Annotated in this window: 13 protein-coding genes and 1 pseudogene; 9 read left to right on the plus strand and 5 right to left on the minus strand. The window is 57.0% G+C overall.

The features are described from left to right. Positions 1 to 178: 178 nt before the first annotated feature. From H8274_RS04825 to pntB, 5 genes are all read left to right on the plus strand, one after another. The gene (locus H8274_RS04825; protein WP_185933980.1) at positions 179 to 1,330 is read left to right on the plus strand and encodes a ComEA family DNA-binding protein; all 1,152 of its coding nucleotides are present in this window, start codon (positions 179 to 181) and stop codon (positions 1,328 to 1,330) included. After that, complete coding sequence (locus tag H8274_RS04830; RefSeq protein WP_185933981.1) at positions 1,327 to 3,759, plus strand: ComEC/Rec2 family competence protein; 2,433 nt, start codon at positions 1,327 to 1,329, stop codon at positions 3,757 to 3,759. The genes H8274_RS04825 and H8274_RS04830 overlap by 4 nt, the downstream gene beginning before the upstream one ends. A 182-nt stretch (positions 3,760 to 3,941) precedes the next feature. Beyond that, a complete protein-coding gene (gene holA / locus H8274_RS04835; RefSeq protein WP_185933982.1) occupies positions 3,942 to 4,940 on the plus strand; it encodes a DNA polymerase III subunit delta in 999 nt (332 codons plus the stop codon). 495 nt (positions 4,941 to 5,435) lie between these two features. Beyond that, positions 5,436 to 6,971, plus strand: a complete 1,536-nt coding sequence (locus H8274_RS04840; RefSeq protein WP_065415398.1) for a Re/Si-specific NAD(P)(+) transhydrogenase subunit alpha — start codon at positions 5,436 to 5,438, stop codon at positions 6,969 to 6,971. A 12-nt stretch (positions 6,972 to 6,983) separates the two neighbouring features. Then, positions 6,984 to 8,429 (plus strand): Re/Si-specific NAD(P)(+) transhydrogenase subunit beta, encoded by a 1,446-nt coding sequence (pntB, locus tag H8274_RS04845; RefSeq protein WP_420807983.1) that lies wholly within the window; start codon positions 6,984 to 6,986, stop codon positions 8,427 to 8,429. Positions 8,430 to 8,634: 205 nt separating this feature from the next. On the opposite strand, the gene rpsT is transcribed toward pntB, so the two are convergent. Beyond that, positions 8,635 to 8,898 carry a 30S ribosomal protein S20 gene (gene rpsT / locus H8274_RS04850; RefSeq protein WP_049619551.1) on the minus strand — a complete coding sequence of 88 codons (264 nt, stop codon included), beginning with the start codon at positions 8,896 to 8,898 and terminating at the stop codon, positions 8,635 to 8,637. 237 nt (positions 8,899 to 9,135) lie between these two features. Continuing rightward, positions 9,136 to 9,648, minus strand: coding sequence for a PH domain-containing protein (locus H8274_RS04855; RefSeq protein ID WP_185933984.1), 513 nt, complete (start codon positions 9,646 to 9,648; stop codon positions 9,136 to 9,138). A 426-nt stretch (positions 9,649 to 10,074) separates the two neighbouring features. On the opposite strand from H8274_RS04855, the gene H8274_RS04860 reads away from it, so the two are divergent. The 4 genes from H8274_RS04860 to H8274_RS04875 all read left to right on the plus strand — a co-directional run bounded on the left by H8274_RS04860 (position 10,075) and on the right by H8274_RS04875 (position 17,402). Then, positions 10,075 to 12,069 carry an alpha-amylase family glycosyl hydrolase gene (locus tag H8274_RS04860; protein ID WP_185933985.1) on the plus strand — a complete coding sequence of 665 codons (1,995 nt, stop codon included), beginning with the start codon at positions 10,075 to 10,077 and terminating at the stop codon, positions 12,067 to 12,069. After that, complete coding sequence (gene pulA, locus H8274_RS04865) at positions 12,005 to 16,021, plus strand: type I pullulanase (RefSeq protein ID WP_185933986.1); 4,017 nt, start codon at positions 12,005 to 12,007, stop codon at positions 16,019 to 16,021. Before H8274_RS04860 ends, pulA begins: the two co-directional genes overlap by 65 nt. A 483-nt stretch (positions 16,022 to 16,504) precedes the next feature. Continuing rightward, positions 16,505 to 16,885, plus strand: coding sequence for a hypothetical protein (locus H8274_RS04870; protein WP_185933987.1), 381 nt, complete (start codon positions 16,505 to 16,507; stop codon positions 16,883 to 16,885). 52 nt (positions 16,886 to 16,937) lie between these two features. After that, positions 16,938 to 17,402 carry a transposase gene (locus tag H8274_RS04875; protein WP_065415394.1) on the plus strand — a complete coding sequence of 155 codons (465 nt, stop codon included), beginning with the start codon at positions 16,938 to 16,940 and terminating at the stop codon, positions 17,400 to 17,402. 548 nt (positions 17,403 to 17,950) lie between these two features. On the opposite strand, the gene H8274_RS04880 is transcribed toward H8274_RS04875, so the two are convergent. The 3 genes and pseudogenes from H8274_RS04880 to H8274_RS04890 all read right to left on the minus strand — a co-directional run bounded on the left by H8274_RS04880 (position 17,951) and on the right by H8274_RS04890 (position 20,882). Next, a complete protein-coding gene (locus H8274_RS04880; RefSeq protein ID WP_065415393.1) occupies positions 17,951 to 18,799 on the minus strand; it encodes a metal ABC transporter permease in 849 nt (282 codons plus the stop codon). Further along, the gene (locus H8274_RS04885) at positions 18,786 to 19,460 is read right to left on the minus strand and encodes a metal ABC transporter ATP-binding protein (protein WP_065415392.1); all 675 of its coding nucleotides are present in this window, start codon (positions 19,458 to 19,460) and stop codon (positions 18,786 to 18,788) included. The genes H8274_RS04880 and H8274_RS04885 overlap by 14 nt, the downstream gene beginning before the upstream one ends. A gap of 12 nt (positions 19,461 to 19,472) precedes the next feature. Beyond that, positions 19,473 to 20,882, minus strand: a pseudogene (locus tag H8274_RS04890) (metal ABC transporter substrate-binding protein). Positions 20,883 to 20,884: the final 2 nt, after the last annotated feature.

Below are 20,884 nucleotides of genomic sequence, written 5' to 3' on the forward strand. Positions count from 1 at the left end.
GCCAGGTAGTTCCTACTTACTATGGCCAGGTAGTTCCTACTTACTATGGCCAGGCAGTTGTACCTATGGGGCGGCTGTAGCTGCCCAGCAAGTTTCCACAATTCTTTCGGCGGGAGTGGTATCCACAGGCGGCGGCGCAATTCCGCACTGTGCAAGCGGGATTAGCGAATATACCCGTATGTCTGTCCCACCTCCGCGTTCAGCACCGCGGCCGCACACTCTTGACCGGAGCGATATTTCGGCCGCGGCAATCGCGGAAACCAGCGCTCCGGCCCCTGCCGCGGGTAGGCGCGCCGGCTCGCGCCGCGCGGAGCTTAGCCGCGCCGAATCTCGCCGGGCGGAGTTTCGCCGTGCGGCCGCGGCCAGACCAGACCTCGAAGATGCGGGCGAGGTGCGGCGCGGGCTGGCTTCTTTAGCTTTAGCTTCTGGGACCGGCGAAGATGTTGCGGCCATAGGGGTAGGCGGCCCGAAAAACCGGTGGCGGTGGGAAAAACCGTCACTGCGTGCTTTCGTCGTCGTAATCCTGGGAGTATTAGCACTTCTTGCCGCCTGGGTCGCGGGAAACGCTGCCGCACATAGCGCCACCGCGGGAAACACCGGCGCAAACGAAAGTTCACTGAACACTAACTCTGCCAACTCCGCTTCCAAAGACAGTGCGAGCGCAGCACCGGCCGCAGGCGAAGGCAGCACCCTGGAAACCAGCGTGCCCGAAGATACTCCCGCTACCGATAGCAATGCGAGTACGGCCGCGAGCGCGGGAGAAAATAATGCCGCCGGCGGTAGTAGCGGCGGAAGCAACACGGCTGGAGCGCGGGGCGGGGGCACCGGAGCGGAAGCGGTGGTTGTCTATGTTTCTGGGCAGGTGGCACGGCCCGGTGTTTATAGTGTGCCGGCGGGCAGCAGGATTATCGACGCTGTGGATGCGGCTGGCGGGCTTACCCCGGAAGCAGATCCGGTAGCTACCAACTTGGCGGCCCCCGTTGCTGATGGGCAACATATTCACGTGCTCAAACCGGGTGAAACTCTGCCTACTGGAACCAGTGCCGGCGCCGGGCATGCCAATGGAAGGGAAGGGGCGGGTGCTACTGGCAGCGGAAACGGCACAGGAAATGGTGGAGGTGGAAGTGGCGGCCCGGCCGGCCGAGTAAATCTCAATACGGCCTCAGCTGCCGAATTGGAAACCTTACCGGGGGTGGGGCCGGCTACTGCGCGCGATATTCTCGCGTGGCGGGAAAATAACGGACCGTTTACGAGCGTGGAAGACCTCCTCGAGGTTTCCGGAATTGGGCCCAAGAAGTTCGAAAAACTGCGTGACTCGGTGACGGTGTGACCGGGGTTGATCTGCGTTTAGCGGGCCCTGCCCTCAGTGCGCTCGCCGCCGCTTGGATTACCTTGGCCGGTGCCTACCGGTGGCTGGCAATCCTGGCCGGGATAATCATCCTTGCTGTGAGCGTAGCTTGGTACATTGCGAAGTCTGCCGGGCACAGCCAGCCCGGGTTCGGGAGAAAACCGCTAGATGCACGGCCACGTATGGAAAACTGCGCCTTTTGGAATGGGCTCGGCCCGCTTTTTATCGCGATCGGCCTCGGGTTCACGTTAGGTGCTACCGGTGCGGGTGTGGCAAGTTTTATGGCACGCGTAGAGATACCTGCGTCTGAGGTATCTGCGGCAGAGAAACCCACGCGAGAGGTTTCTGGGCGTGAGGCTCCCGGCCGGGCACAAACGGTGACGGTCTACGGCACGCTCACCGAAAACGCGCGGGCATACCGCACCCCGTGGGGAGAAGAAAGCTGCCAGGCCTCCGTACAGCCACACAGTATTACCTTCTCCACCGTCGGTCAAAATGGCACGCAGTTGCGGCACGGCCCGCGCGCCCGTTTGCGCATCACCGTTCCATGCGGGGCGCTACGCGGCCAAACTATTACTGCTACCGGCCGGCTCAGTGCCTTAGAAAACCGCCGCGAAGCAGCATTTTTGCGCGGCCCCGCAGGTGAAATTAGTGGCACGGGTACGCTCACGGCCCGCGCGGTGGCAGCTATCGATAGCGCATTTTCGGAAATTCTCGCTAGTTTTCCCGCCCATGCGCGCGGGCTGTTACCCGGGGTGGCCTTAGGCGATGAATCCGAGATGAGTCCATCGCTGGATGAAGCCATGAAAACAACTTCGTTGGCACATCTGACCGCAGTTTCCGGTGGGCACGTTTCGATCCTGACCGGGATTGTGCTGGCCTTTTTAGGACGCCGCTACCGGGTACTTACCGGATTGGGATGCGCGGCCGCACTGGCGGGCCTAGTAACTCTAGTAGGTACCGAGCCCTCGGTTTTACGTGCTGCCCTTATGGGAATCATGGTGATAGCCGCGATGCTACTCGGTAAAAACCCGCACGCCTTTTCCGGGTTGGCCTTCGCAATTCTTTTTGCCTGCGCGCTCGACCCGTGGCTTGCAACCAGCTACGGTTTTCTGCTTTCTGCCTCCGCTACTGGCGCAATAGTGGTTTTCGGGCGGCCTCTTGCGGCCCGTCTCAGCCGTATTCTTCCGGCCCACCTGGCCGATCTGATCGTTATCCCGCTGGTAGCCCAACTAGCCGTGACTCCGATTCTTGCCCTTTTTGCGGATCGCAGCTCCATGTGGGGAGTGCTTGCAAACATTCTCGTGGCACCGATCGTGACCCCGCTGACCATCCTGGGGCTCCTCGCGGCGATTACCGCACCTGTCGCACCGGCGGTGGCAAAACTGTGCGCCCAGTGTGCTTCGCTTTGCACCTGGTGGCTGGCAGGAGTTGCCGAAACTGTGGCCGAGTGGCCCGGATCTGGGATTCCGATTTGGGCGGCCGCAATGTGCGAAATCGTAATGCTCATAGTGGTAGCCCTACCGTGGCGGAAATTCTTCCCCGAATCCCCGGTGGCTCGCAACACCAAAAAGCCGCGGTGGCAGGTAGTGATCGGTAGCGGCCTTGCAATGTGCATCTTGGCTGGCCTGCTGCTTGGCGGTGGGTACGTGTGGCGCTGGGCAAGTGGCCAGCGCTTACCTGCCGAGTGGGAAGCCATACAGTGCGATGTAGGCCAGGGGAGTGCTTTCTTAGCGCGAAAAAACGGTGCCGTGGTGATGGTCGACGTCGGCCTGGCGGGCGGTACCGCCGCGAAATGCGTACGGGAAGCCAAGATTGACCGCATCGATCTGCTCATTCTTTCCCACTACCATGCCGATCATGTACGCGGACTGGCAGAAGTTATGGAGGTAGCTCAGATCGGGGAAGTGTGGACTTCACTGAATGAGGCACCGCGCGAGAACTCGCGGTGGGTAAAAGCCGAACTCGAAAAAGCAGGAATACCCTACCGGGCGGTGCGCGCACCGGCAGAAATCCGGGCGGGCGGGGAACTTTTCGCGCAAGTTTTATCCCCGCGTACGGCCTATACTTCCGAAGAACAAGCCAATGCGGATTCCTTTGTGGTCTATTTTGAGGTGGCTGGTGGGGTATTGGTGCTTTCCGATACCGGCCGGGAAGTGCAAGACAGACTTATTTCGCGCGTACCAGAAGTACGTACAGTTATTGTTGCTCACCACGGTTCGCGTGATCATTCTGCCCGGCTTGCTCGGGAACTTGCGCCCGAATATGCACTCATCTCCGTCGGTGAAAATAGTTACGGGCATCCGCATCCGTCCGTGTATGAATCTTTTGCGGGCGCGCAAATCATCGAAACCCTAAACTGCGGGCGCATTGCTATTACCTCGGAAGGCCCTAAATCGCGCTGTGGATAAGCGGTAGCTGCGAACAACACGAAAAGCCGCGGCCGGTAAAAAACCAGCGGCCGGGCAAAAACCGCGGCTAGTCAAAACCGGTGTCTGGTTAACCCCGTGGCCGGCCAAAAACGCGCCCGCGCAAAACCAGCGGCAACCAGAGCCCGGTAAAAAACCAGCGGCCGGCATGGGATACTGGGAACATGGCTAGGACGAGGAAAAAACCGCAAAGTACCGGAACACCGCTAAACCGTTTACAAGTAGCGCCCGTGGTGCTCATTATTAGCGCCGAACCGGTACTGGCGGAACGCGCCGCCCACCGTTTGCAGGAAGCTGTGCTAGATCGGGAACCGGGAACCGAAACGGTACGGATCGACGCCGAAAAATATGAACCCGGGCAACTCGCTACCGCCACTAGCCCTTCGCTGTTTTCGAGCACTCGCTTCGTGCTCGTCAACAACGCCGAAAAAATGACGGACGCTTTTCTTACCGAAGCGGGCGCGTATATTAACCAGCCGGCAGATGGTGTGTTTTTGGTGATTTCGCATGGGGGAGGCACGCGCGGCAAACGCCTGCTAGATGCCATTGCGGCAGCCGGCTACCAAGTCGGGCGGCAAGAAAAAATTAAATACGATGATGATAAAGCGCGGTTGGTGCGGGCGGATGTGGCGGCGGCGCGGCGCCAAATTACGGACGGCGCAGTAGCTTCGCTCGTGGACGCGCTAGGGCAAGACTTGCGCGAACTACTTTCTGCCACCCAGCAGATCATTGCGGATACCACGGGCACGATTAACGAAGAAGATGTGCGCGCATTATATGGCGGGCGCAGTGAAGTAATGCCGTGGGATGTGGCAGATGCGGCGATTGCGGGCCAGACCGGGAAAGCCCTCAGTTTGGCGCGCCACGCTTTTGCCACTCGAGTAGATCCGGTGCCGATCGTTTCCGCAATGGCGAATAAACTGCGCCAGATAGCCTTAGTGCAGGTACAAAACAAAATGGGGCCCGGAGAAAACAAAATGGGAAGCTGGCAAAGAAACCAAGCCTTGCGCGAATTGCGGCGCTGGACCGGGGAAGGCCTGGCGCGGGCGATCCGGGCCGTGGCCGAAGCCGATGCGGATGTTAAAGGTGCTTCCCGGGATCCGCAGTACGCCGTCGAACGTGCAATCATTAGGATCGGCAAAGCTCGCCGCATCAAACAGTAACCACAGAGGTATGGGTAAATGGTGTACTATACCCATTTGTTGCCAGCAAAAATGCTTCCGGAAAAACGCGGTGTAACAGTCCAGGTTTGTACTCCGGAGTCCAGGTTTGTATCCGGCGCAGCACAGATTCGCGTTCCGGGTGCGGGGCTAGTTTGGTACGCTACCTGCTGGTCTGTTACCTGGTAAGTCATAGATACTGCGAAGAAACACCCAGATATCCAGTATCACTGCGTTCGCGTTCGGCGATCAAAAGAAGCGAGCGCAATCACCTCACGAAAGCCGTGCGGGTGATTGTGCGCGCTGAGTGTTCGCCACGCGAATTGGAAAATCCGAACATTTAGCAAACAATAGGTGAGAGAATAGCGACACAGGCAGTGGATAACTGCTACACCACAAGGAAAACGCAGACGCAAAACTGAGACACCGGGCGCGTCAGTGCAGTGGTTGCCGCACCGTGCTTCTGTTGTGTCGGTAGCGTTGAAGGAGAATCACTCTATGGTTATTGGAATACCCAAAAGCCCGCGGGCAGATGACCCGCTGGTTGCGGGGAGCCCGCAAACTGTAGCCAGGCTAATAAAGCTCGGCTATGAGGTTCGCGTTGAAACGGGAGCCGGTTTGGGTTCAGCATTCCCCGATAGTGCCTATGCGGAGCAGGGCGCCCAGATGGTTTCCACAGATGAAGCCTGGGCGGCAGATATTGTGCTCCAAACTGATGCCCCCGGTACGGAATATTTAGACAAGATGAAAAGCGGTTCGGTGCTCATCGCCCGGATGAACCCCGGAGCGAATCCCGAACTGATTGAAGATCTGGCGGCCCGGAAGATTACCGGCCTAGCGATGGATGCCATTCCGCGTACTTCGCGGGCCCAGGCCATGGACGTCAAATCTTCGATGCAGAACATTTCCGGCTACCGGGCAATCATTGAAGCGGCTTCGCACTTTGGCCGCCAATTCACCGGGCAAGTTACGGCGGCCGGGAAGATGCCGCCCGCCACGGTGTATGTGATTGGAGCCGGGGTGGCCGGCTTGGCAGCGCTGGGCACCGCGAATTCCATGGGTGCGATTGTGCGTGCCACGGATGTGCGCGCCGAAGCTGCGGAACAAGTGGAATCCATGGGCGCCGAATTTGTGGAAATCCCGGTGACCCAAGAATCGACCACCGGATATGCCAAGGCTATGAGCGAATCTGAGGCTGAGGCAGCCGGCGTCGTTTATGCCCGGGAAGCCGCGCGCGCAGACATCGTTATTACCACCGCCCAAATTCCCGGTAAACCCGCCCCTATTTTGCTCGACGACGCCGCTATTGCAGCGATGCAGCCGGGCAGCGTGATTGTTGACCTGGCTGCTTCCACCGGTGGGAACACCACCCAAACGGTGAAGGGCAAAACCGTGGTCACGCCCGGTGGGGTAACCATTATTGGTTATGAAGATTTGGCACGGCGGTTGCCCGGCCAGTCTTCCCAGCTCTTCGGGCAAAACTTGGTGAACTTCTTTACCTTGGTTACTCCGGAACGCGATGGCCAGCTCGCTTTGAATATGGATGATGAGATCGTCCGTTCCATTACCGTAACCTTGGATGACACGGTAATGTGGCCGCCGCCGGCGATTGAAGTATCTGCCGCTCCGGCCGCGCCCAAGGCTGCTGAACCAGAAGCGGAAGTGGCGGCGGTGGAAGCCGAACCGGCCAAGCCGTGGAAGAAGTGGCTTGCGGGGGCAGTGGCCGCCGCGGTTATTTTGTGGATTATGTTCAGCGCCCCGGCCCATATGCGTGGCCACTTCATCGTATTCATGCTGGCCTGCGTGGTTGGTTTCTACGTGATCACCGCCGTGACGCACGCTTTGCATACGCCGCTAATGTCCGTTACGAATGCAATTTCCGGCATTATCGTAGTGGGCGCGATTTTGCAGATAGCAAGCGGGAATGTGGCGGTTATGATCCTTGCTTTCATCGCCATCGTGGTGGCCTCGATTAATATCTTCGGCGGTTTCGTGGTGACTGATCGCATGCTCGGGATGTTTAAGAGGAGCTAAGAAAAAATGGAAATGCTAACTACCGTGGCAAATACACCTGCTTACACTTTCCAAGCGGTGGCTTATATTGTTGCCGCGCTCCTCTTCATTTTGGCGTTGGCTGGCCTTTCCAAGCAGGAAACCGCTTCTCGCGGTAACCGCTTGGGCATTATTGGGATGGCCGTTGCCCTGATTGCCACGATTTGGGTGGCAATCGATAGTGCTGCTGCAGTACAGGGTGGCAAGCACGCGGGGATCGTGGCCGGGCTGATTGTTTTGGCGCTGGCTATTGGCGCGGTGCTCGGGGTACATAAAGCCCGTACCGTGGATATGACGGAGATGCCCGAACTGATCGCGCTCTTGCATTCCTTCGTGGGTTTGGCAGCTGTGATCGTGGGTTACAACTCCTTCCTGCTCCAACCGGGAAGGGATCACCCCGATAACGCTTTCCACATGGGTGAAGTAGGGCTTGCGGTCTTTATTGGTGCCGTAACTCTTACCGGTTCGATCGTTGCTTACTTGAAGCTTTCCGGGAAGATTTCCGGTAGCCCGCTCATGCTCCCGGGTCGCAATATTTTGAACCTGGTGGCAATCATTGCTTGCGTGGGCTTGATTATTTGGTTCGCGTGGACGCGTTCGGTGGCTTCCGGTATGGTGCCGCTCGCTATTCTCACCGTGATTTCTCTAGCCTTGGGCGCCCACCTGGTGCTCGCTATTGGCGGGGGAGATATGCCCGTGGTGGTCTCCATGCTCAATTCCTACTCGGGTTGGGCAGCTGCCGCGGCCGGCTTCACGCTCGGTAACGACCTGCTCATTATTACCGGTGCTTTGGTTGGTGCTTCCGGTGCCTACCTGTCTTACATCATGTGTAAGGCGATGAACCGTTCCTTCATCTCCGTGATTCTGGGCGGTTTTGGTACCGACGGCGGAAGCGCTGCCGGTGGCGATAAGGAATACGGTGCGCATACCGAAGTCACTGCGGAAGAAGTGGCGCAAAAGCTCAGCGATGCCCGTTCGGTGGTAATCGTGCCGGGCTACGGTATGGCCGTGGCCCAAGCCCAATACCCGGTGGCGGAGATGACGAAGAAGCTGCGCGATAAGGGTGTGGACGTAAAGTTTGCGATCCATCCGGTGGCGGGCCGCTTGCCTGGCCACATGAACGTGTTGCTGGCGGAAGCCAAGGTGCCGTATGACATCGTGCTGGAGATGGATGAAATCAATGACGACCTGGCCGATGTGGATGTGTGCCTGGTAATCGGGGCGAACGACGTCGTCAATCCGTCTGCTTCGGAGCCGGGCTCGCCAATTGCGGGCATGCCGGTGATCCGAGTGTGGGATTCGAAGGAAGTAGTGGTCTTCAAACGCTCTATGGGCGTGGGCTATGCCGGTGTACAAAACCCGCTGTTCTTCAACGAGAACACGGACATGTGCCTCGGTGATGCGAAGGCCTCCGTGGATGCCATCAATGCCGCGCTGTAATACTCTGGCAAGGATGCATAAGCGGATATAAGAAGCTGATAGGCAACGCGAGAGCCCGTGCAATTCTTCTTGGAATGGCACGGGCTCTCGCTCATATATATATATATATATATATATATATATATATATATATATATAGTTTTGCGGCGGAAACCATAAGGTTTCCGCCGCCTTTTGCGTTATACGTTTTTACGCGAAGCTCAGCTTAGGCAAGCTTATTGATCTGCTTAGCCAGCTTGGACTTACGGTTCGCGGCCTGATTCTTGTGGATCACGCCCTTGGAAACCGCCTTGTCCAACTTGCGACCGGCGGCATTGAGCGCCGCCTGGGCGGCCTCACGGTCACCGGAAGCAATCGCTTCGCGGGTCCGGCGCACGTAGGTGCGCAGTTCGGACTTGTAAGCCTGGTTACGAATACGCCGCTTCTCATTGGTCAGCACGCGCTTCTTCTGCTGCTTAATGTTTGCCACTGAAATCTCTTTCGATCAAAAGCCAATTGGTCGGCGAGGGAAGCGTTTCCCGCTGGACTGTGGGCGTGGGGCACCCGTGGTTGTGCGGAAAACAAGGACCTACCACCCGACCGGGGAAAGTCCAACTAGTCACTTTACCAGAGCAGAAGCCTCCCGAAGAGGCTAACCGTGTGATTTACATAGCGAGATTAGGGCGAGATCAAGACATAGCGAGATTAGGGCGAGATGAGGATGAAGCTAGGCAGAAGCGTGGGAACTGGCTGCGCTGTACTTATGTTGTGCCGAAGCAATGAGTTCCACGAGCAGCCCGTGGCATTCCTCAGCGTGCGGAACCCCGGAAAAGACCACGGTAGAACCATCCCGGATAGTGAATTCTAGCGTTCCCCAACCAGCCTTCGAATCTTCTGCCCGATAGCTCACCGCGCTTACTGCCGCCAGCGGGATGTCATGTGCCTTGCCGTGGGCTAGACCGTGGCGAGCCAGGAACCGGTGCGTGGTGAGCGTATAGGAAGTAGCTCGCCACCGCAGAAATGGGATCAATAGTAAACCGATCAGGAAGAATATCGTTACCGCAATAACCACCCACCAGGAAACGGGGCGCCAAGAGGCTGGTAGATAGATAAAGAACGCCACGGCCAAGATGAGAATCAGAACGGAGCTGCATATGCCGGGTAACAGCTGTGCGGCCGAGGGCCGCATACTGAGCACGACTTCTTCATCTGCACCTAGCAATCTCTGCGGAAAACTCATGCCCTCTATGGTGCCACAAGAAGAACCGAACCGAATCCAGAGTTTCGCACACACTTTGCTGCGGGGAAAGAAAACCGCAAAACGACCGCGGAAAACACTCATCGCGAGCACTTGCTGGAAGTACTTGTGGTAACACTTGCCGGAAGTGCTCGCCGGTAACACTTGCCGGCAACGCTTGATGGAAACATTCGCCAGTAACACTTTCTGGAAACGTTCACCGAAAAGTATCTACCGGAAAGTATCTACGGGAAAGTATCTGCCGGAAACTGCTCGCCAAAAAAACGGATTCCAGAAAAGAGGTGTTAGAAAAACAGCACCCGAAAAGCGCGCCTGAAAACAGCACCAGAAAAGAGCACCTGAAAATAGCGCCAGAAAAACGCCAGAAAACGGGTGTAAAAGTTTCCAGGCGCATTTACAATTGGGGGCGTGAGGTCAATTTTGGCCCGCAATCTCAAAGATGAGAGTGTAGATGGGAAAAACATGGGTCTTCAGAATTTGCGGCCACGTATACGCCGCGCTGTAGCCTGGCTCGGGGCGCTCATCCTCGCCCTGAGCGGTTTAGGAATTGCTGCGTTCGCCGGCCCGCTCGCGCAGGCCGCACCAGAAACACCGGCAGATATAGCTTCCGAAACACCGGCGGTCATAGCTTCCGAAACGCCGGCAGATACCACGGCGGATACCACGGCGGATACGCCTGCCGGAGCGCTGCCGGAAAAACCGGCAGCAACGCCACCGGGAATACCGGCGGATACCACGGCGGAAATGCCGTCCGGTACCGCACCGGCAGCCGCGGGTGAAGCGCCGGCAGGGCGCTCCGGCGTCGTCGTCACTTTGTTCCAGCATCCTTGGAACTCGGTAGCAAAAGAATGTACGCAAACTTTGGGGCCGGCAGGCGTGGCCTATGTGCAGGTCTCGCCGCCGCAGGAAACGATCAAAGGCTCGGCGTGGTGGACTTCGTATCAGCCGGTGAGCTATCAGCTGGAATCGAAGTTGGGCACCGCGGCCGAATTCCAACAAATGATTAATACTTGCCGGGCGGCGGGTGTGGGCGTCATCGTAGACGCCGTTATCAATCACACTACCGGGGTGGACCGGGAAGCAGGCACCGGGATTGCGGGTAGCAGTTTTGATGCCGCGGGGAATTTTCCCCAGGCCGGATATGGTCCGGAAGATTTCCACAAGTGCACGGAGAATATTAGCGATTACCGGAATGCGGAAAACGTGTGGAATTGCCGGCTGTCTGGTTTGCAAGATTTGGATACCGGGAGCGAAAAGGTTCGGGACCGGTTAGGTCAATATTTTGCGGACCTATTAGGCATGGGCGTGGCTGGTTTCCGGGTGGATGCCGTGAAACATATGTCCCCGGAAGATGTTGCGACGATCAAAGAAAAAGCTGCGGAAAAGGCCGAGGTGCCGGCCTCCCGGATTTGGTGGATGCAAGAAGTTATTGGCAATCCGGGGGAGGCCCCGCAAATCCAGCCCAGCAAATATACAGGTAGCGGGGAGGTTACCGAGTTTTCTTTCGCTTACCAGTTGCGGCAGCGTTTTAAGGGTTCCCTGCAGGGCGGGGAGCGCAAGCTTAGCGATATTGCTTCCGGGTTAGTGCCGAGCCAACAGGCCACGGTATTTGTGGATAACTGGGATACGGAACGCGGGGAGGCCACGCTGTCTTATAAAGACGGGCGGATGTACCAGCTCGCGAATGCTTTCTTGCTCGGCTACGGATATGGCACCCCAAATGTTTATTCGGGCTATCAGTTCACCGATGCGGATGCGGGAGCTCCGGGCGCGAGCGAAACCGCGGTTCCGGAAACTAGTTGCGGGCCCGATTCAGGGTGGAACTGCACGCAAAGGTGGACGGCTATTCGCGGCATGATTGCCTTCCATAACGCGACCGCCGGTGAACCGGTACAAAACTGGCAAGACGACGGCGATAACAATATTGCTTTCGAGCGCGGCCAACAGGGCTTCCTGGCTCTCAATAACACCGCACAACCGGCCGCGGCTAGCTATCACACGAGCCTGCCCAATGGCACGTATTGCAACGTGTATGCGGCCGGTGATTGTTCACAGACGGTTGCCGTAAAAGACGGCAAAATCGCCACGGAAATCCAGCCGCGCAGTGCCGTAGCTTTAATTGCGGGCGTACAGCCAGGAAGCGATCATCCAGCTGCGCGCGGGGCGGCAAGCGATCCGGCCGATCCGCAACTACCACCGGAAAGCAACACGCCAGCCGGCCCGGCAGACCCAGAAACCACGATTTTCTACAAGCCGGAAAGCACTTGGACCGCCCCGTACTTGCACTATGGCCGCGGCGATGCCTGGACCCAGGTACCGGGCCAGCCCATGCAAAAGGTTGGGCGACGGCTGGTATTCCTTGCGGATAAATACCTCCCAAGCTACCGAATTCGTATTCAATAACGGGGCTGGCGTTTGGGACAACCCGGCAGGCGGCGGTAACTACCGGGTAGAACCGGGCACTACCTACGCGGCCGTGGCAGATAAACAGCTGAGTTTTACCAATCCGGTGCCACCCCAATATGAACCAAAGACCCGCGTAATAGTGCATTATGCTCCGGCTGCCGGGGATACCGCCGGCGCGCAACGCGGAGTTTACCTGTGGGGAAACGATAAAGAAGGCAATACTTTGGCCGGTAAGCACTACCAGTTCACCGGCGAAGATAGTTTCGGGAAAGTATTCGAAACCGAAATTCCGGGAGCTTATGAGCCAGGAAAACTTGGCCTTATTGTGACCACACCGGCCTGGGATAAAGATGGCGGGGATCGTATGCTCGATGCTTCCAGCGGCACCGCCGAAGTGTGGATAACTGGCGGTAGCGATACAACGGCGACTCAAGCCCCAGCGCAGTACCAAAAACGGCCGGCAGTATTGGACGTGAAAGTCCACTACCTGCGCCCGGCCGGCGACTATCAAGATTGGGATCTGTGGACCTGGGCGGAGGGGCTCAACGGTTCTTCCCGGCCTTTCAACAGCCATGATGATTGGGGCAAGCTAGCAACATTCCGGCTCGAATCAGGTAGCGGGATAGCCAGCCCGAGTTTTATTGTGCGCGAGGGCGCAGATGCGTGGAAGAGTAAAGATCCGGGTGAAGGCGACCGGGTGATACCGCAATCGGCGATTACGGTTACCGATCCGGGTGGTAATGGCACAAATAGTAAAGGTGAAGCCGAGATCTGGCTCGTTAGTGGAGACTGGACGGTGTATACGAATCCTAGTGTTATCAACACCAAACGCGGTTTGGTGAAAGCAGAAATTTCTGGCCTTTCGCAAATCACAGCCCGGCTGGCCGGCCCGGTGGATCCGGCCGCGCTTACACCGCAGACCGTGCAGGTGGCCGGCGCGCAGGTTGCGAATGTAGAACTGGCCGCAGATAAATCGGCAGTGGTGATTACTACGGCCCAGCCGCTCGACGTCGCCGCCGCTTACCAGGTAAGCGCACCGGAATACGGTGAAGTAACGGCAAGCGCTGGCGCGGTGGTACGCACCCCGGAATTTGACGCAGCTTATGCCTATAGTGGCGCGCTTGGCGCCCAATACGAAAAAACGGGAACCACTTTCGCGCTGTGGGCACCTACCGCAGCGCAAGTTCACGTGCGGCTCTACAAAACCACAGACCGCGAAGCGCAGCTGGCCAGCGAACACGCACTTACCCGCGGGGAGAAAGGCGTGTGGCAAGTGCGGCTGCCGGGAGACCTCGACGGCACGGCCTATGACTTCCGGGTTACCTTCGCTAATGGCACGGAAAATCTTTCCCCAGATCCCTATGCCCATGCCGCTGTGGAAAACGGGATGCGAAGCGTAGTGCTTTCTCCGGAAAGTGCTTCCCGCGGTGCCCAAGGGGAGCGGATGCCAGCTTTTGGCCCGGCCACTAATGCAAGTATTTCGGAAATGAATATTCGCGATTTTTCGATTCACCCCGATTCGGGTATTTCTGCGGCAAAACGCGGCAAATATTTGGGCGTGGTGGAAGGCGGCACCCAGGCCAAAACCGGTAATCCATCCGGTTTGGATTATCTGAAACAGTTGGGCGTTACCCACGTGCAGATCATGCCGTTCTACGATTTTGGTTCCGTGGATGAATCCGGAGATCTAGGCTATGCAGCCGCCCAACATGGCCAGCAAAACTGGGGTTATGACCCGGAGAATTACAATGTGCCGGAAGGTTCGTATGCTTCGAATCCAGCCGATCCGAAAGCCCGCCTGGCCGAAGCGAAGCAAATGGTGGCTGGTCTGCATAAAGCAGGTTTGCGGGTGATTATGGATGTGGTCTATAACCACGTATACAACCCCGAAAAGCACGCCTTTAATCTGACGGTTCCGGGCTACTACTTCCGGTATGACGCTGCGGGCAAGCTGGTCAATAATTCCGGGGTAGGTAATGACACGGCTTCGGAACGGGCGATGATGCGCAAATACATCGTCGATTCGGTGGTCTATTGGGCTACCGAATACGGGGTGGACGGATTCCGCTTCGACCTTATGGGCCTGCACGATGTGGAAACCATGCGGGAAGTGCGGGCAGCACTCAACCAGATCGATCCTTCCATCATTGTGCTCGGTGAAGGTTGGGATATGAACCGCACTTTGCCGAAGGATGCGATGGCAATCCAGCCCAATGCGGGTAAGCTCGCGCCCGGCGCGGTAGGCGCTGACGATAATGGCGTGGCTTTCTTTAATGATTCGATTCGTGATGGTTTGAAAGGTTCCGTGTTCGAGGCCTCCGATACTGGTTTTGTATCGGGCAAACCGGGCCAGGAAACCCTCATTGCGAATAATGTTTTGGGTTGCCAAAACCCGGAGGGGCTGAGTCCGTGTACGAACGGGAATGCCAATACTGGTTATGCCGCGCCCGGTCAGATCGTGAACTACGTGGAAATCCACGACAATCTCACCCTGTTCGATAAACTGCTCGCTTCCCGGCCCAATGATTCGGAACAAACTCGGGCTGCACGCGCAAAGCTAGCTAATTCCGCGGTTTATTTGGCACAGGGGATTCCGGCCGCGCAATTGGGGCAGGAATTCTTGCGTACCAAGGGTGGAGACGAAAATTCTTACAATTCCGGGGACGGTCCGAATGCGATCGATTGGAGCCGGGCACACGAGCAAGCCGATTCGGTGGCTTATACGCGCGGCTTATTGGCGCTTCGGCAAAGTGCGCCGGCCTTCCGCTATCCCACTTTCGAACAGGTAAATGCTAATTCCAAGCTCCTGCGGGCCGCCGACGGCGTAGTTGCTTGGACGGTGCGAGACACCGAGCACAGCTATGTGGTGGTGTTGAATTCCACCGACGCCGCCGTTCCTGTGGATATCCCCGCCGGCACATACGACCTACTGGTAGCGAATGGAAAGGTAGAGCTTTCCGCGCCACAAACGGTAACGATCGGCGAAACGCCCTATGCCGCGGGCGCGCTTAGCGCCACGGTTTTGCGCCTGCATACAGATAATGCGGGCGAACCGGGTGCTGAAGATGCCGATCAGACTGGCGCTGAAGATGCTGGCCAGGCTGGTGGTGAAGGTACCGAGGCCGGTGCTGAGACGGGTGCTGAAGGTACCGAGGCCGGTGCCGAAGATGCTGGCCAGACTGGCGCTGAAGACGCCGGCCTGACCGGTGCTGAAGGTGCCGACAAACCTGCCGTTGAAAAGCCGGTTGGTGTGTGGGCGGTTGAAAATGACGCTCGTGGTGTGTTGTATGTGAATGCGTGGGGTCAGGGTAAGGCTGATCGTACGGTCAATTATGGTAACCCGAACGATGAGATTATTTTCGGTGACTGGGATGGTGACGGTATCGATACGCCGTTGGTGCGCCGGGGCAACGCGTTCTTGGGTACCAATGGCTTTGGCGGTGTGGCCCAGTTCGAGTTTGCCTACGGTAACGCTGGGGATGCAGTCCTGGTAGGGGACTGGAACGGCGATGGCAAGGACACGATTGCCGTAGTTCGCGGTAACCAAGTGTTCGTGCGTAGTTCGCTGACCAGCGGTGTTGCTGACGCGGTTTATGGTTATGGCAACCCGACCGATACCCTTATTGCGGGGGATTGGAACGGTGACGGCAAGGATACTTTGGCCGCTGTGCGTGGAAATATCTTCTACGTGCAAAGCAAGCTGGAAGATACCAAGGCACCGCTGGAGTTTACTTATGGTACTGCTGGTGACCGCGTAATTGTTGGTGACTGGAACGGTACGGGCAAGGACGGGGTTGGAGTTGTACGCGGCAACCAGTTCTTCCTAAAGAACAAGCTGGTCACGGGCGCCGCTGATGAAGTCTTTGCCTACGGTAATGCGAAGGATGTTTCGGTGGTTGGTGATTGGGACGGGGACGGGATCGACACCCTGGCCGTAGACCGCCGCTAACACCACAGCTAGCACCGCTAGCGTCTAACGCCGTAGCTAGCGCCGTTGCTAACATAACGCCGGTTTTGAGCCGCTAACATAAAGCCGGTTTCGGCGTGTTAGATCTAGGCCAAACTGGCCCAGATAAATAGAACAAGCGGGATGTATGAAACATGGTTAGTTTCATACATCCCGCTTCGGCGTCTTACATCGGCGTTCACATACAAAACAACCCTGCCGTAAAGGTGGCGAATGCTGGGCACCAGATCGTCATGCACGTCCACGACGAGATCGTCATCGACGAACCCCCAAGACTCGGGCTTCACCGTCGCCGACGCCTGCTGTTGAGCGCAGGTTTATTTTGAGGGTATAGCGCAAAGTTTTTTGCGGGTCGCCGAGTTTATGAAGGCATAAAAGTGCCCTTCCCGGTTTTCAATGAGTGTTACTAACATTCGCTCGTTGAAAAAGGGGTGGGAAGGGCTGATGAAATCTCAAAGGACCATCATGGAAATTCTAGAAGCTTTTGATCTGGTTGGCACGTATTGTGGTGCGGCTGCCTTGGCGGGTTGCGCGCCGAACACGGTGCGTCGTTATGTGGAGTTGCGCCGGGCGGGGGACCCGATCCCCAAGCGGGCGTCACGGGCACGGATTATTGACGAGTACATGGGCAAGATTGAAGAACTCGTGGCTCGTTCCCAGGGACAGATCCAGGCGAAAAAAGTCCACGAAAAACTGGTCGCGATGGGGTTTACGGGCTCGCAACGGACCACGGACAAAGCGGTTCGGGAAGCGAAACAGGAATGGAAGGCGTGTCGGGCTCGAGTGTATCGGCCCTGGATTGCTGAGCCGGGTGGGATTACCCTTGTTTTGTTGACACTGGATTAGAGGGATTGCCTGTGGTGTTGATTCCTTGGGAGGTTGTGTCTTCTGGCTCGCTATGAATCGTAAGGGAAGGCGGTTTACCCCTGAATACCGGCGGGATACTGCGAGTCAGGTGATTGATACTGGCGAGTCGATTGCGTGTGTGGCTAAGGCTTTGGGCTTGTCTGCGCAGACTCTTGGTAAATGGGTTGGGCAAGAGCGTAAGAGACGGCTCGTAGAATCGGGTGGCAAGCCGGATATTGAGCAGTTGCAAAAAGAGCTGGCTCGCACTCAGCGGGAGTTGGCCAAAGCGAGAATGGAACGCGATTTCTTGGAAAAAGCGGCCGCCTTCTTCGCTGCCAAGCAACAACAACGGAAGCGGCCCGGAGTTGATGGATGCGCAGAAGGCTTATGGATACTCGGTTACATTCATGGCGGCAGTTCTTGGGGTTTACTGGCCAGGGTTATTATGCGTGGCGTTCCCGAAGCGCCCTACGCCAGGCCAGGGCACAGCAGCGGCGGCGTTTTGATGAGGCGGTAGCAAAAGAGTTTGAAAACTCCCGGCAAACTTATGGGGCGCCGCGTCTAGCAATAGCCCTGCGCCGGCGCGGTATTCATGCCGATAAGCAGACCACTCAAACCGTGCTAAAAGCCTTGGATATGGCGATTGGGCTACGGGGGCAAGCACCAGGCAAATTGGTGTTGCACGCGGACCCGGATCCACACGGCTATCGGCGGTCACACACCCGTCAAATATGAATTAATAACCGCGGTACCATTCGTGGAAGCCGCTTAGAAAAACGTCAACAACTTGAGGACAAGCCCAAAGGATGGATGAGGCGAGAAGGGCACACGACCTTCCTAGAGCATAAACGTTGGGCTTTGGCCTCAGCCAAAGTCACGCTATGCGCGCTTCCGACTCGAACTCCGGGCTACCCTTCGCTGGGTGTGGTACCGGTATCTCAGTCGGCTGTGGAGCAGCAGTTCGCCTCCTGCCGCGCCCCAAACCTCTTGCTATTCAGCGAAAACCGCCCAATCAGTGATTCCGCCGGGATTCGGCGAAACCACCGCTACTCAGCGATGTGGCTTCTACTCAGCGAAAACCGCGTTGATCATCGCGGGCGAATTGGCCTCGCTGCGGTCTACGCGTTTCCTAATCGACCGGTAGGCGAGGAAGATAAGCATTCCCGCCACGGCCACCATCACGATGGCACCACCCGGCCGCACCTCATGGTAGTAGGAGAGGGTGATACCCGTCATCGTGTAGATCACGCCGAGGAGTACCGACAGCAGCGTGGTATCCCGGTAGCTACGCGAAACCAGCAGCGCGCTTGCCACCGGCAGCACCATAATCGAGACCACCAAAAGCGCCCCGATGATCTTCGAACCAAGCGCCACCGTCACCGCGGCGAGCGCCGTGAAAATCGCATTACTCATACCAACGCGCGTACCGGAAAGCCGTGCAAGCGTGGGATCTACCGACATATCAAGCAGCGATCCGTAGAGCACAATCGAGGCACCCACCACGAGCACAAATACCACCGCGGTGAGAATGAGGTCGCTCCACATCACCGAGGAAATACTTCCGAACAGATATGATTCGAAGCTGCGGCCACCGGGTGCCAGATCCGAGAGGATCACGGCTAAACCAAGACCGGCCGCCATCGTCACCGCGGTTGCCAGATCGCCGTACTGCGGCGCGTATTTACGGATCGTTTCAATCAGGAACGCCCCGGCAACCGCCACCAGGATGGCGCCCGCCACCGGGTTGAAACCGGCAATTAGCCCCAGGCCCACACCCGCCAGTGCGGTATGCGACAGCGCGTCACCCATCATGGCGGTACGCCGGTTGACCATCACCACGCCGATCAGCGGAATCGAGATTCCCAGCATGAGGCCGACCATGAGGGTCCGGCGCATAAACTCAAATTCCAGCATGAAGTTGGCCCTCCTGAATATTGATGAAGGTATCGATATTCATATTCTCAATAATCGTCTTCGTATCATGCGTCACGATCAGAACGGTCAGCCCTTTTTCTGACGTGTACTTATCGAGGAACTGCAGGAATTCCTCACGGCTTTCTTTGTCGACGCCGGCGGTCGGCTCATCCAAAATAACGATTTCCGGATCGTGAATGAGCGCACGCGTAATCATGACGCGCTGCTGCAAACCGCCGGAGAGTTCCGAAAACGGGAAGTGAATATATTTCTCAAGCCCCATCTGCGTTAGTGTGTCTTCGGCACGGTCCAGATGCCGGCGTCGCGGAATTTTCACAAAGCCGAAATCAGAAAGCAGACCCATCACCACGATTTCGCGGGCGGTAATGGGGAAAGCAGTTTGGCTGATCGCGTTGTTTTGCGGCACGTAGCCCAGCTCCAGCACGCCGCGACGCTTATGCATACTCGAGCCGAGCACCTTCACGGTTCCCGACGCCGGTTCCAGCGCCCCGATAATCAGCTTCAAAAGGGTCGATTTGCCGGAGCCGTTTTCCCCGGTCATACACACCGTTTCGCCCTTTTTGATGGTCAGATCAACGCCTTGAATTACGGGGTGTGGGCCGTATGAAAAATAGACGTTATCCAGTGAAATTGCGTCCACAATCGTTCCTTCTTATCGCACCAGTGAAACGTAGAGGTTTTCCAAGTTCATTCGCATGAGGCCGACGTATCCGCCGTACTTTTCGCCCTGCTCCTTCGTTACGTATTCCATGGAAGCAAGCGGCAAAAGTTCGGCGTCAACTTCGGCAGCCACAGTGTCTGCGCCATACGGGAGGGACCCAAGTTCGTAGAAAATATATTCGACGTCGTTATCGCGCACGTACCTAATTGCATTCGTGAGCGTACGAATACTGGGCTGGTTCATACTGGTGAGCCCCTGCAGTGGGTATTGGATTAATTCAAAATCCCGGGCCAAATATTCGTAGGCGTTGTGGCTCACCACGAATTCGCGATGCTCCAAGTCCCTCATTTTGATTTTGTATTCGTTGTGGACTTCCGTCATGGAGCTCACGAGGTCAAATTTGTTTTTCGCGTAGACGTCTTCGTGTTCGGGGTACTTCTTGCGCAGCGTGTCGTTGATGGCGTTGACGTAGCTTTTCGCGTTGACGAGTGAGAGCCAGGAATGCGGGTCGTAGGTGATTTTGTCGGTGGCGCTCGAGGCGTTATCCATCAGGACTTCGGGTTCGATGGTGTGCCCGCCGGAATCAGCAAGTGTATAGGGGAGGAGCTGCTCGGAGATGCGGTCGGCGATAAAAATCCAGTCGCCGTCGTCGGGAATTGTGAAATCAAGCCGGCCGGCTTCGTGGCCCATCTTGATTTTCATGACCTTCCCGCTTTCCACGGTGGGGCTGTTGTCCTGGGTGACTTCGGGGCCCTCGTCGCGCATGAGTTCTTTGCACTTGTCAATGAGCGCTTGGCCTTCGAGGCCGTCATCGTTTTTATAGAAGGCAACGCGCATGTGTTTTTCGTGCGTGTGGCCAAAGATAATGGAGTATTCTTTACCGCCTTCGAAGCCGGGGCGGGCGAGATATTGGAATTCGCCGATTGCGGCGGCGCCTTTGTAGTTGATGAGGTCGATGTAATCGGAAAGGCGCAGAACTTCCAGATCCGGGATTGCGGATTGCACCTGATCGAGCCAGGGCTCAAAGTTGGCTCCGTTGACCACGAGGAGATCAGCTTGGGCGAGCTACTTCATGTCTTTAGGAGTGGGTTCCCACATGTGGGGGTCTTTATCTGCCGGCATGAAAATCCGCACGTCGAGCGTATCGCCCGCGACGGTGGAAACCATGTCGTAGACAGGATAGAACGAGGCATACACGACCGGTTTGCCTTCGCTACTTTCGTTAGGTTGGCTACTACATCCGGTAACTGTGAAAACCAGTGCGAGAGCCATTGCGAACAGTGCTCGGATAAACCTCACGTGTATGCCCCGTCCCTTCAGTAACTCTGTTAATCCAGTCACGTTATCGCTGAGATGCTGGAGCATCGGGATGATGCGAGCGCATCGCCGAGATACCAGCATCG

Origin of the sequence: Actinobaculum suis (assembly GCF_900618115.1) — a bacterium.
In the GTDB taxonomy this organism is placed as follows: Bacteria; Actinomycetota; Actinomycetes; order Actinomycetales; family Actinomycetaceae; genus Actinobaculum; species Actinobaculum suis.